The sequence below is a fragment of the Duganella sp. BJB476 genome (genome assembly GCF_003416895.1).
Lineage (GTDB): Bacteria > Pseudomonadota > Gammaproteobacteria > Burkholderiales > Burkholderiaceae_D > Rugamonas.
On the sequence record NZ_QVIO01000001.1, the window covers coordinates 315,578 to 330,082 of the forward strand.

A 14,505-nucleotide genomic window follows, 5' to 3' on the forward strand; every position below is an offset into this window, starting at 1 on the left:
CAGTATCATTCTTGCAAATTACGCAATCACTTGGAGTACAAATGAGCAGATCCCCGTTTTCCTACATTCGTAGCGGCTTCGCCTTTTGCTGGCGCGCGCTGGACACCGGCCGCCGCGCGGTGCTGAACCTGTTGTTCCTGCTGGTGCTGATTATTCTGCTGTACGCCATCTTCGGCGGCGGCGCCAAGCCGCTGTCGCCCAAGACCACGCTGGTGCTGAACCTGAAGGGCCAGCTGGTCGAACAGTCCAACACCAACGCGCGCGACGCGTTGCTGACCAGCGTGCGCGGCGGCGAGACCCACAAGATGATGCAGCTGCGCGACGTGCTGTCCGTGCTGGAGACGGCCGCCAAGGATCCCGAGATCACCGGCGCCGTGCTGTTGACCGACGAGATGGAAGGCGGCGGCCAGGCCATGCTGCGCGAAGTGGCGGCCGGCATCGAGCGCTTCAAGGCCTCCGGCAAGCCGGTGGTGGCTTGGGGCTCCAGCTACGACCAACGCCAGTACCTGCTGGCCGCGCACGCCAGCGAGGTGTATCTGCACCCGATGGGCATGGTGCTGCTGGAAGGCTTCGGCCGCTATCGCAACTACTACCGTGATGCGCTCGACAAACTGGGCGTGACGGTCAATCTGCTGCGCGTCGGCACCTACAAGAGCTTCGGCGAACCGTACATCGCCAACGGCCCGTCGCCGGCGGCGGTCGAGGCGGAGTCCTACCTGAACAACGCGCTGTGGGCTTCCTACACCGGCGACATCGAGAAGGCGCGCAAGCTGCCGGACGGCCAGGTCATGAAGACCATCAACGACCTGCCTGCACAAGTGGCCGCAGTCAATGGCGACCTGGCCAAGCTGACGCTGTCGGCCAAGCTGGTCGACGGCCTGAAAACCAAGGACGAAGTGCGCGACATGATGATCAAGCGCGGCGCGCGCGACACCGAAGGCAAGAGCTTCCGCCAGATCAGCTTTGACGACTACCTGGCCCGCGTGCACACCAAGTTCACCGGCGACGCCATCGGCGTGATCGTGGCGCAGGGCGAGATCAGCGACGGCACCGCCGGTCCGGGCGCCATCGGCGGCGACTCCACCTCCAAGCTGATACGCGCCGCGCGCGAGGACGACCATATCAAGGCCGTGGTGCTGCGCGTCGATTCGCCTGGCGGCAGCGCCTTCGCTTCGGAACTGATCCGCCGCGAGCTGGAACTGACCCGCGCCGCCGGCAAGCCGGTGGTGGTCTCGATGGGTAACGTCGCCGCATCCGGCGGCTACTGGATCTCGATGTCGTCGGACGAAGTGATCGCCGACCCGAACACCATCACCGGCTCGATCGGCGTGTTCGCCATCCTGCCGACCGCCGACAAGGTGATCGACAAGCTGGGCATCCACACCGCCGGCCAGCCGACCACCTGGCTGGGCGACGCCGGCAATCCACTGCGTCCGCTGGACCCGCGCTTCGGCCAGGTGATCCAGGGCAGCATCAACCACATCTACGCCGAGTTCACCGGCCGCGCCGCCAAGGCCCGCAAGACCACGCCGGAGAAAATCGACGCCGTGGCGCAGGGCCGCGTATGGACCGGCGCGCAAGCCAAGGAGCGTGGCCTGGTCGACACGCTGGGCAGCTACAACGACGCGCTCAAATCGGCCGCCAAGCGCGCCAAGCTGACCGACTACCGCGTGGTGTATATCGAACGCGAAGCCAGCAAGTTTGATCGCATCATCGAAATGGTCGGTGGTTCGGCTGCGCAGGCGGTGGCGCAGGCCATCGGCGCGCAGGTCAAGCTGGGCGTGACCGCCAGCACCGGCCTGCCGCCTAATGCGGCGGCCGGCATCGTCAACGACCTGGGTTGGCTGTCGGAGATCACGGCGGCGCACAAGCCGTTCACCGCGATCACCCACTGCCTGTGCGAATCGCCTTGATATGAGCGGCGAGATCGCCATCCGCGCCGCAATGCGCGGCGACGAGGAGGCCTTGTCCGCAGTGGGCAAGGCCAGCTTCCTCGAAGCGTTTGCCGGCATCCTCGATGGCGGCGACATCATCGCCCACTGCGAGCGTCAGCACGCAACGTCCGTCTACCGCGACTGGCTGGCCGACGACACCATGCGCATCTGGCTGGCGGAAGCCACGCCGGGCAGGGCGCCGATAGGCTATCTGGTGCTGGCGCCGGCCAAGCTGCCGGTGGCCGATCCGCGCGCGGACGACCTGGAAATCAAACGCATCTACCTGCTGCACCGTTTTCACGGACAGCGTGTCGGCAAGCGCTTGATGGATGCGGCGGTGGCGGAGGCGCGCGCACGCGGCGCGGGCCGCGTGCTGCTGGGCGTCTATGCCGGTAACCACGATGCGCTGGCGTTCTACCAGCGCTGCGGCTTTGAACGTATCGGCCAACGCACCTTCCGCGTCGGCGATACCGATTACGACGACATCATGCTGGCGTTGTCGCTAACGGCAGCGTAATTTCGAAACTGCTGCGGCCATCGGGCATCAGCACGCAACGGGCCTCGCCGTCGTGACGGCGGGCGATCTGGCGCACCAGCGCCAGGCCGAGGCCCGCACCGCTGTTGTCGCGCGTGCCGCGCCGGCGATAGAACGGTTCAAACACCCGCTCGAATTCCGCTTCCGGTATCCCCGGACCACTATCCCAAACCGCCAGCGTGGCCAGCCCCTCGTCGCAGGCGATGGTGACTTGCGCCGGCGGCACGCCGTGGCGGTGCGCGTTCTCCAGCAGGTTGCGCAGCAGCCGGCGCAGCAAGCGCGGGTCGCCCTGCATCACGGCGGAGGCGCCGTTGAGCACCGCGTCGTCGTAGCGCGCGCATTCCTCGGCGGCCAGCGCCAACAGATCCAGTTCTTCCAGTTCCGCGTTGTCGCAGACGGCGCCGAGGCGGCTGGCCAGCAGGATCTCGTCCAGCAGGTCGTTCAACTCGGCGATGTCCTGTTCCAATCCGGCGCGGCGCTTGGGATCGACGCCGTCCTTGATCAGCTCCAGCGCCAGGCGGATGCGCGCCAGCGGCGTGCGCAGCTCGTGCGAGGCGTTGGCCAGCAGCGTCTTGTGCGCGCCGACCAGTTGTTCGATCTGGTCGGCGGCGCGGTTGAAGCTTTGCGCCAGCCGCGCGATTTCGTCCTTGCCTTCGACCGGCACGCGCGCCGTCAGGTCGCCGGCGCCCAGCGATTCCACGCCTTGCTGCAAGCGCTCCAGCCGCTTGGTCAGCCGTCGCACCAGCGGGAAGGCGGCGATGCCTATGCCCAGCGCCAGCAGCAGCAAGGCGTTGTGCAGCATGGCCTTGGGCCGCGTGAAGCCCAGCGGTTCGCTGGATAGCAAGCGGCGGCCGTCCGGCAGGTGCACATAGGATTCGGGCGGCGGTCCGCCCATGCTGTGCTGTTTCCAATGATGCGAGGAGATGGGCATGCCGACCACCGCCAATTGCTCCCAGTTGCGGGTGTAGAGCGTCATGTGCGCATCCAGGCCGGCGGCCATGCGCTCCAGCGCGGCCTGCTGTTCGGCCGGCGGCGCACTGGCCGGCGCCAGCGAATTCTGGATCACCATTGCCAGCGTGGCGTTGGAGCGTTCCAGCGGCCCGCCGCTGCGGTTCCATACCAGCACCACCGCCAGCGCGAACAGCAGCAGGCTGAAAAGCAGGGCCACGTAAAAGCGGAAGTAGAGGCGCGGCAGGCCCCAGCTGAAGCGCGAGGCGGCCATCAGTCCTGCACCTTGGCGAACAGGTAGCCGGCGCCGCGCACGGTGATGATGCGGCGCGGTTTCTTGGGATCGTCCTCGACGGCGGCGCGGATGCGCGACATGTGGACGTCGATCGAGCGGTCGAAGGCCTCCAGCGGTTCGCCCTTGAGCAGCTCCATCAGGCTGTCGCGCGACAGCACGCGGCCGGCGTGGCGGGCCAGCACCAGCAGCAGGTCGAACTGGTAGGAGGTCAGCTCGCAGGATGCGCCGTCCAGCCGCGCGGCGTGCGCGGCGGGGTCGATCTCCAGCCGGCCGAAGCGCAGGAACTCGGCGTCGCGCTGGGCCGCGCCGTCGGGCTGGTGGCGATGCTCGACGCGGCGGCGCAGGATGGCGCGCAAGCGGGCCAGCAGCTCACGCGGTTCGAAGGGTTTGGGCAGGTAATCGTCGGCGCCGATTTCCAGGCCGATGATGCGGTCGATGGCGTCGCCGCGCGCGGTCAGCATCAGCACCGGAACGTCGGACACGGCGCGCAGCTGGCGGCAGACATCGAGGCCGTCCATATCGGGCAGCATCAGGTCCAGGATCACGGCGTCGACGTCGCCGGCCGTGATGTGCTCCAGCGCCGCGCGGCCGTTGGGCGCGTGCGTGACGCGAAAAGCCGCCTGGCTCAGATACTCGGTGAGCATCTCGGCCAGGCGGGGGTCGTCTTCGACCAGCAGGATATGGTCAGGCATGGGGTTCATGGTTGAGGTTCACGCGGACCATTCTACGGACAGGCGACCCGCTTCACAAGACGGCTTAGCCGTGATGGCCGCCGCGTTCGTGCATCTTGCCCAGATGGTCGGCCAGTTTCTGGCGCTGGGCAGGCGTAAGGGTATCACCTACGTCAGCCAGCAGCTGCACGATGCGCTTCGATGCCTGGTCGGCCAGCGCCAGGCCCGAGGCGCGGGTGGTTTCCAGCGCCGAGCGGTCGATGGTGGCGGCGGACATCTGCTGGATCAGCTGCGCATGGAGCTGGTGTACCTGCTCGTGCAGAGGCTTGATATCGGCCATGGCGGCCTTGAGCAGCGGTTCGATCTTGGCCTTCTGCGCATCGGTGGCGTCGACTTCGACGTACAGGTGCTTGAGCATGTGATCCATATGGGCGCTGCTGTCGATGGCGGCGTGCGACCCGCCCATGCCCATGTGGCGTTCGACAGCGAAGGCGCCGACGCCCACGACCAGCGTGGAACCCAGCAGGAATGCGGCGACGGTTTGGCGGTTAAAGATACTCATGTTTTATCCTCGTTTGGTGAATGTGGGAGACAACGAGGCCAGTGTGCGCCGCCCGCGTGAAGCGGCGATGTCGCGCCGGTAAAGATATGTAAAGCTACTTTAACGCCAGGTGCGCAAAGTCCTTGATTTGTATCGAGTTTGTAACCTCCGGTGAGCCATGACTGACAGCGGCGGGGTGCCTGTGCTAGAGTCCACGCATTGATCGCCATGGTGTATTTGCCATGGACACGCACGCATAAAAAAAGGACCAAGATGGAATCGCAAGCCAAGCCGAGTTTGAATGCCACCCCACCGCAGCGCAGCCGCCGTTCCAAAGTCATCGGCAGCGTCATCGCCGTTGCCGCCATGGCGGGGCTGGGCGGCCTGGCGTGGTACCTGACGCACCAGGCGCCAAGCACCGGCGCGCCCGGTGCGCAAGGCGCGGGCGGTCCTCCCGGTCCCGGCGGCCCTGGTGGTCCCGGCGGCGCGGGCGGTCGACGCGGCGGCGCGGCCACCACGGTAGGCGTGGCGACTGCGGACAAAGCTGACATTCCGGTCACGCTGGAGGCGCTGGGCACGGTGACCGCCGCGGCCACCACCACAGTACGTCCGCAAGTGTCGGGCATTCTGCAGCAGGTGCTGTTCAAGGAAGGCCAGATGGTCAAGGCCGGGCAGGTGCTGGCGCAGATCGATCCGCGCCAGTTCGAAATGGCGCTGTTGCAGTCTTCCGGCAACCGCCAGCGCGACGAGGCACAGCTGGAAAACGCCAAGCTGACACTGAACCGCTATCGCACGCTGCTGGGCCAGGACTCGATCGCCCGCCAGGACGTCGATACGCAGGCGGCGCTGGTCAAGCAGCTGGAAGGCACGGTCATGACCGACCGCGCGCAGGAAGGCACGGCCAGGCTGAATCTGGGCTACACCAAAGTGATCGCGCCGATCACCGGCCGCGTGGGCTTGCGCGTGGTCGATATCGGTAACCTGGTCAGCTCCGGCGACGCCAACGGCCTTGCCGTGATTACCCAGCTGTCGCCTATCGATGTTGAATTCTCGATCCCGCAGGACAGCGTGCCGATGGTGATGCAGCAGGTGAACGGCGGCGCACAGCTGCCGGCCATCGCGCTCGATCGCACCCGCACCAATGCGCTGGACAACGGCAAATTCGCGGCCATGGACAACCAGGTCGACGTGCAGACCGGCACCGTGAAGGCCAAGGCGCGCTTCGCCAACGCCAAATCGGCGCTGTTCCCGAGCCAGTTCGTCAACGTGCGGCTGGAGCTGCGCACCATCAAGGATGCGGTGATGGTGCCGGTGACGGCGGTGCGCCACGGCGCGACCGGCGATTTCGTCTACGTGCTCAAGGAAGACAAGACCGTCACCGTCCGCCCGGTCACGCGCGGCCAGGCCACGGTCGATAAAGTGCAGATTGCCAGCGGCCTGCAAGTGGGCGAGCAGGTCATCACCGAGGGCGGCGACCGCCTGAAGGAAGGCGCCAAGGTTACGCTGCCGGGCGCCGGCGGCGGCAAGGGTAAGCACGACGGCGCCGCCGGCGGTGCGGGCGGCTGGAAGGGCAAGCGCGATGGCGCGCCGGCCGACGCTGCGGCGTCGGCGCCGGCCGCTTCGGCCGCCGATGCCGCCTCCGCTCCTGCGGACGGTGAGCGTCGTCATCATCGCAAAGAACAGGGCGCGGCACAACAATGAGTCCATCAGCACCATTCATCCAGCGGCCGGTAGCGACATCGCTGCTGATGCTGGCGATCGTCCTCGCGGGCATCGTCGGCTTCAAGTTCCTGCCGCTGTCCGCGCTGCCGCAGGTTGACTTCCCCACCATCCAGGTGCAAACGCTGTACCCCGGCGGCAGCCCCGAAGTGATGGGCCAGACCGTGACCGCGCCGCTGGAGCGCCAGTTCGGCCAGATGGCCGGCTTGCAGCGCATGAGTTCCACCAGCGCCGCCGGCGTTTCCATCATCACCCTGCAGTTTGGCCTGGGCCAGACGCTGGACGTGGCCGAGCAGGAAGTGCAGGCCGCGATCAACGCCGGCGCCTCGCTGCTGCCGACCGACCTGCCGGCGCCGCCGGTGTACGCCAAGGTCAACCCGGCCGACGCGCCGGTGCTGACGCTGGCCATCACTTCGGACACGATGCCGCTGACCGAAGTGCAGAACGTGGTCAACACCCGCCTGGCGCTGAAGATCAGCCAGGTCTCCGGCGTCGGCCTGGTCACGCTCAGCGGCGGCCAGCGTCCCGCCGTGCGCATCCAGGCAGACACCAACGCGCTGGCGTCCTACGGCCTCGGGCTGGACACGCTGCGCACCGCGATCACCGCCGCCAACGCCAACGGCGCCAAGGGCAGCTTCGACGGTCCTACCCGCGCCTACAGCATCAACGCCAACGACCAGCTGGTGACCGCCAAGGATTACAAGGACCTGATCCTGGCCTACAAGAACGGCGCCCCGGTGCGCCTGGCCGATGTCGCCACCGTCAAGGACAGCGCCGAAAACGTCGAACTGGGCGCATGGTCCGGCAACAAGAAGGCCATCATCCTCAACGTGCAGCGCCAACCGGGCGCCAACGTCATCGCCACCGTCGATGCGATCAAGGCCCGCCTGCCGGAGCTGCAAGCCGGCCTGCCCGGCGCGATGAAGGTCGAGGTGCTGAGCGACCGCACCACCGGCATCCGCGCCTCGGTCGAACACGTGGAGATGGAGCTGCTGCTGGCCGTGGTGCTGGTGGTGCTGGTGATCTTCGCCTTCCTGCATAGCCTGCGCGCCACCGTGATCGCCAGCCTGTCGGTGCCGATTTCGCTGATCGGCACCTGCGGCGTGATGTATTTGCTCGGCTATAGCCTGAACAACCTGTCGCTGATGGCGCTGACCATCGCCACCGGCTTCGTGGTCGACGATGCGATCGTCATGATCGAGAACATCGCCCGCTACATCGAAGAGGGCGAAACGCCGATGGCTGCCGCGCTCAAGGGCGCCAAGCAGATCGGCTTCACCATCATCTCGCTGACGGTGTCGCTGATCGCCGTGCTGATCCCGCTGCTGTTCATGGGCGACGTGGTGGGGCGCCTGTTCCGCGAATTCGCGATCTCGCTGGCGATTACCATCCTGATCTCCGCCGTGGTGTCGCTGACGCTGGTGCCGATGATGTCGGCGCGCTGGCTCAAGAGCCACGCCGAGGAAAAGCCGAGCCGCTTCGCCCGCCGCTTCCAGCAGTTCTTCGACTGGGTGATCAACCACTACGACCGTTCGCTGACCTGGGTGCTGAACCACGCCGGCCTGACGCTGCTGGTCGCATTGGGCACGATGGCGCTGACGGTGTTGCTGTACGTGGTGATCCCGAAAGGCCTGTTCCCGACCCAGGACACCGGCCAGCTGCAAGCGCGCCTGGAGACCGGCAAGGCCGTCTCCTACGCCAAGATGGCGGACCTGCAGCAGCAGGCCGCGCGCCTGATCCTGGAAGATCCCGACGTCGGCACGCTCAGCTCCGTGGTCGGCGTGGACGCCGCCAACAACACCATGCTCCACACCGGCAGCATGCTGATCAACCTGAAGCACCAGCGCAGCGGCAGCCAGCAGGAGACCATGGACCGCCTGCGCCAGCGCGTGTCGCAGATCCCCGGCCTGACCTTGTACCTGCAACCGACCCAGGACTTGACCATCGACGCCGAATCCGGCCCGACCCAGTTCCGCGTGTCGATCGAAGGCGCGGACAACGCCACCGTCAACCAGTGGGCCACCAAGCTGGCGGAGCAGATGCGCACCAAGCACGAGCTGCGCAACGTGGTGTCGGACGTCGGCGCCAGCGCCAACGCGGCCTACGTCAGCGTGGACCGCGACAGCGCCTCGCGCATGTCGATCACCGCCGCCTCCATCGACGACGCCTTGTACAGCGCCTTCGGCCAGCGCATCGTATCGACCATCTTCACCGAGACCAACCAGTACCGCGTGATCCTGGAAGCGCGCCGCGACGACATCACCACCCCGGCCGACCTGGGCAACCTGCAGATCCGCACCGGCTCCGGCAAGGCCACGCCGCTGTCGGCGGTGGCCACCATCAGCGAGCGCGCCGCGCCGCTGCAGGTGACGCACGTGGCGCAGTACCCGGCCACCACGCTGGGCTTCGACACGGCGCCCGGCGTTTCGCTGGGCACGGCAGTGGACTCCATCAAGCAGGCCGCCGCCGAGATCAAGTTCCCGGCCTCGGTCACGCTGACCTTCCTCGGCGCGTCCGGCGCCTACCAGGCTTCGCTGTCGAATCAACTGTGGCTGATCCTGGCCGCCGTGATCTGCGTTTACATCGTGCTGGGCGTGCTGTATGAAAGCTATATCCATCCGCTGACGATTTTGTCGACGCTGCCGTCGGCCGGCGTCGGCGCCTTGCTGGCGCTGCTGGTCAGCGGACAGGACCTGGGCGTGATCGGCATCATCGGCATCATCCTGCTGATCGGTATCGTCAAGAAGAACGCCATCATGATGATCGACTTCGCCATCGAGGCGGAGCGGGAAGAGGGCAAACCGCCGCGCGAAGCGATCCACCAGGCGGCACTGCTGCGCTTCCGTCCGATCCTGATGACGACGCTGGCCGCGCTGTTTGCCGCCGTGCCGCTGATGCTGGGCTGGGGCGAGGGCGCCGAACTGCGCCGCCCCCTGGGCTTGGCCATCTTCGGCGGCTTGATCGTCAGCCAGATGCTGACGCTATTCACCACGCCGGTGATCTACCTGGGCTTCGACAGCCTGGCGCGCCGCTTCGGCCGCAAGGCCGCCAACCCGCCGGCGCAGATTGAAGGTGGTGTGCTGTGAATCTGTCGTCACCCTTCGTCAAGCGTCCGATCGCCACCGTCCTGCTGACGTGCGGCCTGGCGCTGGCCGGCATCGGCGCGTTCTTCGTGCTGCCGGTGGCGCCGCTGCCGCAGGTGGATTTCCCGGTCATCTCGGTCAACGCCAACCTGCCGGGCGCCAGCCCTGCGACCATGGCCACCAGCGTCTCCACGCCGCTGGAGCGCCACCTGGGCGTGATCGCCGGCGTCAACGAGATGACGTCGCAATCGAACACCGGCTCCTCCAGCGTGACCTTGCAGTTCGACTTGAACCGCAACGTCGACTCGGTCGCGCGCGAGGTGCAGGCGGCGATCAACGCCAGCCGCGTCGACCTGCCGGCCACGCTGCGCAGCAATCCGACCTACCGCAAGGCCAATACCTCCGGCATCCCGGTGATGATCCTGGCGCTGACGTCGGACACCCGCACGCCTGGCCAGATCTTCGACGCCGTCTCCAACACCGTGCTGCAACGCCTGTCGCAAGTGACCGGCGTGGGCGACGTGGAACTGGGCGGCAGCTCGCTGCCGGCGGTGCGGGTCGAACTGAATCCGTATGCGCTGAACCGCTACGGCCTGTCGGCGGAAGACGTGCGCGCGGCCATCCAGGCCACCAACGCCAACCGCCCGCGCGGCGCCTTGCAGGGCAATGGCCGCCGCTTGCAGATCTATTCCGTCTCGGCCAACGCCAGCGGCGGACGCTCCGCCGCCGACTACCGCAACCTGGTGGTCGGCTGGCGCAACGACACCGCGATCCGCTTGCAGGACGTGGCGCAGGTGATCGATGGCGTCGAGGACAACAACAACCTTGGCCTGTTCAACGGCAAGCCGGCGATCATCGTCATCCTGCGTTCGCAGGCCGGCGCCAACGTCATCGAAACCGTCAACAGCGTGCGCGCGCAGCTGCCGCAGTTGCAGGCGCAGTTGCCGTCGGACGTCAAGATCGACGTCGCCAGCGACAGCACCAATTCGATCCGCTCGTCGCTGCACGAGATCGAGATCACACTGATCATTTCCATCCTGCTGGTGGTGCTGGTGGTCAGCGCCTTCCTGCGCAGCGTGCGCGCCACCATCGTGCCGGCGGTGGCGACCATCGTCTCGCTGCTGGGCACCTTCGGCGCCATGTATCTGCTGGGCTTCAGCCTGAACAACCTGTCGCTGATGGCGCTGACGGTGGCCACCGGCTTCGTCGTCGACGACGCCATCGTGGTGCTGGAAAATACCACCCGCCATATCGAGGCCGGCATGGACCGCTTCGAGGCGGCGCTGCTGGGTGCGCGCGAGGTGGGTTTCACCGTGCTGTCGATCAGCCTCTCGCTGATCGCCGTGTTCATTCCGCTGCTGTTCATGGGCGGCCAGTTCGGCGCGCTGTTCAAGGAGTTCGCCGTCACGCTGTCGGCGGCGGTGATGATTTCGCTGGTGATCTCGCTGACCACCACGCCGATGATGTGCGCGTGGCTGCTCAAGCCCGGCCATGTCCACGCCAAGCCGCCGGGCCGCATCGCCCGTTTCTTCGAGCGCGGTTTCGACTTTATCCTCAAGGGCTACGAGCATAGCCTGGACTGGGCGCTGTCGAGCGTCTGGCTGGTGATGTTGAGCCTTGTGTTCGTGATCGGCCTGAACTTCTACCTGTTCGCGGCGATACCGAAGGGCGGCTTCCCGCAGCAGGACACGGGCCAGATCAACGGTGGCATCCGCGCTGACCAGAGCATCTCGTTCCAGGCCATGCAGGGCAAGCTGAAACAGCTGGTCAACATCATCAAGGACGATCCCGATGTCGCCACGGTGGTCGGCTTTACCGGCGGCCGCCGCGCCGGCGGTGGCTTCATGTTCATCAACCTGAAGCCGGCCAACCAGCGCTCCGTGGCAGGGCAGGCGGTGATCGCGCGCCTGCGTCCCAAGCTGGCCAGGGTGACGGGTGTGAGCCTGTTCCTGAGCCCCGTGCAGGATCTGCGGGCCGGCGGACGCCAGGCCAATTCGAACTACCAGTACACGCTCAAGAGCGACAACCAGGCCGATTTGAAGAAGTGGGCCAGCCGTCTGGCCGATGCGATGAAGGGCCAGAAAGCGCTGACCGACGTCGATACCGACCAGGCGGACAACGGTGTCGAGACCTTCGTCACCATCGACAAGAGCAGCGCCTCGCGCCTCGGCCTGTCGGCGCGCGATGTGGACAACGCCTTGTACAACAGCTTCGGCCAGCGGCAGGTTGCCACCATCTATGATGAGCTGAACCAGTATCACGTCATCATGGAAGTGCCGCGCGAGTATGCCAAGAGCCCGGAGGCGCTGAACGATGTGTATGTGCCGTCGAAAGGCCTGCCGGCGCCGAGCGCCAGCAATCCTAACGGCGCGCCGGTGGCGGTGTCGGTGGCTGCTACCGGCGGCACGGGCAGCACCTCCAGCGCGAGCAGCACCGCCAGCACCGCCAGCGCCACCCCGGCCAACGTGGCCGCGCCGGCGGTCAAGGATGCGTCGTCCGGCTCCGCGTTGAGCACCAAGGCCACCACCATGGTGCCGCTTTCGGCGCTGGCCAGCTTCGCCGAAAGCTCGGCGCCGACCTCGATCAACCACCAGGACGGCGAACTGGCGACCACCATCGCCTTCAACCTGCAACCGGGTACCAGCCTGTCCGATGCGGCGGAGCAGATCAAGGCGGCCGAAGCGGAAATCGGCATGCCGAACAATGTGCGCGGCAGCTTCCAGGGCTCGGCCAAGGCCGCGCAGGACAGCAACAAATCGCTGCCGCTGCTGATCCTGGCCGCCATCGTGGTGATCTACATCGTGCTGGGCATCCTGTACGAAAGCCTGGTGCATCCGGTCACCGTGCTGACCACGCTGCCGTCGGCGGGCGTGGGCGCGGTGCTGGCGCTGCTGATCTTCAAGATGGAGTTCTCGACCATTTCGCTGATCGGCATCTTCCTGCTGATCGGTATCGTCAAGAAGAACGCCATCCTGATCATCGACTTCGCGCTGGAGGCGGAACGTTCGCGCGGCCTGACGCCGTTGCAGGCGGTGCGCGAGGCGTGCCTGCTGCGCTTCCGTCCGATCCTGATGACGACCCTGGCCGCCGCGCTGGGCGCGCTGCCGCTGGCGATCGGCTTCGGCGAAGGCTCCGAGCTGCGCCAGCCGCTGGGCGTGGCCATCATCGGCGGTCTGATCGCCAGCCAAGTATTGACGTTGCTGACCACGCCGGTGGTCTACATCCTGATGGACAAGCTGCGTCGCCGCGGCACGTCCGAACAACATTTAAGCCGCATCCACAGCGAAGCGCCAAGCACACCATGAACAACTACGCACCATCCTTCCGTTACTCCCTGATCGCAATGGCGGTGCTGCTGGCCAGCGGCTGCGCGGTCGGCCCGGCCTACCAGCTGCCGTCCACGCCGCAGCCGTCGGCCTACAAGGAAACCGCCAGCGAGGCCGAGAAGGTCGCCGCCGGCTGGACCGCCGCCGCGCCGGCCGACACGCTGGAACGCGGCCCGTGGTGGCAGCTGTTCGGCGATCCGTTGCTGAACCAGATGGCCGACAGCGTCGAGGTCTCGAACCAGAACGTCGCCGCCGCCGTCGCCAACTACGCGCAGGCGCGCGCGCTGGTCGAGCAGCAGCGCGCCTCTCTGTTCCCGTCGGCGACGCTGAACGGCAGCGCCAACCGCTCCGGCGGCGGTGGCAACACTCCGACCGGCAACCAGTACCGTGCCAACATCGGCGGCAGCTGGGAACCGGACGTCTGGGGCAAGCTGCGCGCCGGCACCAACAACGCCAAGGCCAGCATGCAGGCCAACGCCGCCGAACTGGCCGCCGCGCGCCTGTCGGCGCAGGGCGAGCTGGCCACCAACTACTTCTCGTTGCGCCAGACCGACGCCCAAAAGGCGCTGCTGGACGCCACCACCGAAGGCTATGCGCGCGTACTGCAAATCACGCAGAACCGCTTCGACGCCGGCATCGCCGCCAAGTCCGACCTGCTGCAGGCGCAAACCCAGCTGGCCAACGCCCGCATCGACCAGGTCACGCTGGGCCGCCAGCGCGCCACGCTGGAGCATGCGATCGCGGTCCTGCTGGGCAAGGCCGCCAGCGATTTCACGCTGCCGCCGGCGCCGTGGAATGTGGTGGTGCCCGATGTGCCGACCGGCGTGCCATCGACGCTGCTGCAGCGTCGCCCCGACATCGCCGCCGCCGAGCGCCGCGTGGCCGCCGCCAATGAGCAGATCGGCGTGGCCCGCAGCGCCTACTTCCCGAGCTTGAACCTGACTGGCTCCTTTGGTTACGGTTCCAGCTCCACCGGCGGCTTGTTCAACGCCTCCAACAACTTGTGGTCGCTGGGACTGTCGGCCGCGCAGACGCTGTTCGACGCCGGCGCCACCAAGGCCCGCGTCAGCGGCGCCGAGGCCGCGCGCGACGCCGCCATCGCCCAGTACCGCCAGACGGTGCTGAGCGCCTTTGCCGACGTCGAGAACCAACTGGCCGCGACGCGCGCGCTGGCCCAGCAGCAGGACCTGCGCAAGATCGCCTCCGAGGCGGCCGACCAGGTCGAGGCGCAGATGCTCAACCGCTACCGTGCCGGCCAGGTTGGTTACAGCGACGTGGTAACCGCGCAGAACACGGCGTTGGCGGCGCGCCGCGCGCTGGTGCAATCGCAGGCCGACCGCCAGACCACGGCGGTGGCGCTGATCCAGTCGCTGGGCGGCGGCTGGCATGCGGCAAGCGAGTAGGGCGGTGTAGCGCGGGCGACACAGTTTGGCGTTTGGGTGCGGTGTTTGTA

9 protein-coding genes are annotated in these 14,505 nt (G+C 67.0%); 6 read left to right on the forward strand and 3 right to left on the reverse strand.

Annotated features, from left to right (window positions below):
* Positions 1–41 precede the first annotated feature (41 nt).
* Both sppA and D0T21_RS01415 read left to right on the forward strand, forming a co-directional pair.
* Positions 42–1,913 (forward strand): signal peptide peptidase SppA, encoded by a 1,872-nt coding sequence (sppA, locus tag D0T21_RS01410; protein ID WP_116988076.1) that lies wholly within the window; start codon positions 42–44, stop codon positions 1,911–1,913.
* Position 1,914: 1 nt separating this feature from the next.
* Positions 1,915–2,451, forward strand: a complete 537-nt coding sequence (locus D0T21_RS01415) for an N-acetyltransferase (RefSeq protein ID WP_116988077.1) — start codon at positions 1,915–1,917, stop codon at positions 2,449–2,451.
* On the opposite strand, the gene D0T21_RS01420 is transcribed toward D0T21_RS01415, so the two are convergent.
* The 3 genes from D0T21_RS01420 to D0T21_RS01430 are packed head-to-tail and all read right to left on the reverse strand — an operon-like array spanning position 2,420 to position 4,945.
* On the reverse strand, positions 2,420–3,691 hold the full coding sequence (locus D0T21_RS01420; RefSeq protein WP_116988078.1) for a HAMP domain-containing sensor histidine kinase: 1,272 nt from the start codon (positions 3,689–3,691) through the stop codon (positions 2,420–2,422). The two genes, D0T21_RS01415 and D0T21_RS01420, sit on opposite strands and share 32 nt — an antisense overlap.
* The gene (locus D0T21_RS01425) at positions 3,691–4,413 is read right to left on the reverse strand and encodes a response regulator (RefSeq protein ID WP_116988079.1); all 723 of its coding nucleotides are present in this window, start codon (positions 4,411–4,413) and stop codon (positions 3,691–3,693) included. Before D0T21_RS01425 ends, D0T21_RS01420 begins: the two co-directional genes overlap by 1 nt.
* Positions 4,414–4,468: 55 nt before the next feature.
* Positions 4,469–4,945 carry a Spy/CpxP family protein refolding chaperone gene (locus D0T21_RS01430; RefSeq protein ID WP_116988080.1) on the reverse strand — a complete coding sequence of 159 codons (477 nt, stop codon included), beginning with the start codon at positions 4,943–4,945 and terminating at the stop codon, positions 4,469–4,471.
* Positions 4,946–5,197: 252 nt separating this feature from the next.
* Here D0T21_RS01430 and D0T21_RS01435 point away from each other — a divergent pair, with 252 nt between their 5' ends.
* Genes D0T21_RS01435 through D0T21_RS01450 form a run of 4 tightly spaced genes read left to right on the forward strand, consistent with a single transcriptional unit; the run spans position 5,198 to position 14,455 of the window.
* Entirely contained in the window at positions 5,198–6,625 is a 1,428-nt protein-coding gene (locus D0T21_RS01435; protein ID WP_116988081.1) for an efflux RND transporter periplasmic adaptor subunit, read from the forward strand.
* Positions 6,622–9,729, forward strand: coding sequence for an efflux RND transporter permease subunit (locus tag D0T21_RS01440; protein WP_116988082.1), 3,108 nt, complete (start codon positions 6,622–6,624; stop codon positions 9,727–9,729). The genes D0T21_RS01435 and D0T21_RS01440 overlap by 4 nt, the downstream gene beginning before the upstream one ends.
* Positions 9,726–13,031, forward strand: coding sequence for an efflux RND transporter permease subunit (locus tag D0T21_RS01445; protein ID WP_116988083.1), 3,306 nt, complete (start codon positions 9,726–9,728; stop codon positions 13,029–13,031). The genes D0T21_RS01440 and D0T21_RS01445 overlap by 4 nt, the downstream gene beginning before the upstream one ends.
* Positions 13,028–14,455: an efflux transporter outer membrane subunit gene (locus tag D0T21_RS01450; protein WP_116988084.1), complete on the forward strand. Its 1,428-nt coding sequence runs from the start codon at positions 13,028–13,030 to the stop codon at positions 14,453–14,455. The genes D0T21_RS01445 and D0T21_RS01450 overlap by 4 nt, the downstream gene beginning before the upstream one ends.
* Positions 14,456–14,505 lie beyond the last annotated feature (50 nt).

What these genes read in the sequence shown, in the direction of transcription:
- sppA (WP_116988076.1), top strand. Translation starts at nt 42, where the DNA reads ATGAGCAGATCCCCGTTTTCCTACATTCGTAGCGGCTTCGCCTTTTGC.
- D0T21_RS01415 (WP_116988077.1), top strand. Translation starts at nt 1,915, where the DNA reads ATGAGCGGCGAGATCGCCATCCGCGCCGCAATGCGCGGCGACGAGGAG.
- D0T21_RS01420 (WP_116988078.1), bottom strand. Translation starts at nt 3,691, where the DNA reads ATGGCCGCCTCGCGCTTCAGCTGGGGCCTGCCGCGCCTCTACTTCCGC.
- D0T21_RS01425 (WP_116988079.1), bottom strand. Translation starts at nt 4,413, where the DNA reads ATGAACCCCATGCCTGACCATATCCTGCTGGTCGAAGACGACCCCCGC.
- D0T21_RS01430 (WP_116988080.1), bottom strand. Translation starts at nt 4,945, where the DNA reads ATGAGTATCTTTAACCGCCAAACCGTCGCCGCATTCCTGCTGGGTTCC.
- D0T21_RS01435 (WP_116988081.1), top strand. Translation starts at nt 5,198, where the DNA reads ATGGAATCGCAAGCCAAGCCGAGTTTGAATGCCACCCCACCGCAGCGC.
- D0T21_RS01440 (WP_116988082.1), top strand. Translation starts at nt 6,622, where the DNA reads ATGAGTCCATCAGCACCATTCATCCAGCGGCCGGTAGCGACATCGCTG.
- D0T21_RS01450 (WP_116988084.1), top strand. Translation starts at nt 13,028, where the DNA reads ATGAACAACTACGCACCATCCTTCCGTTACTCCCTGATCGCAATGGCG.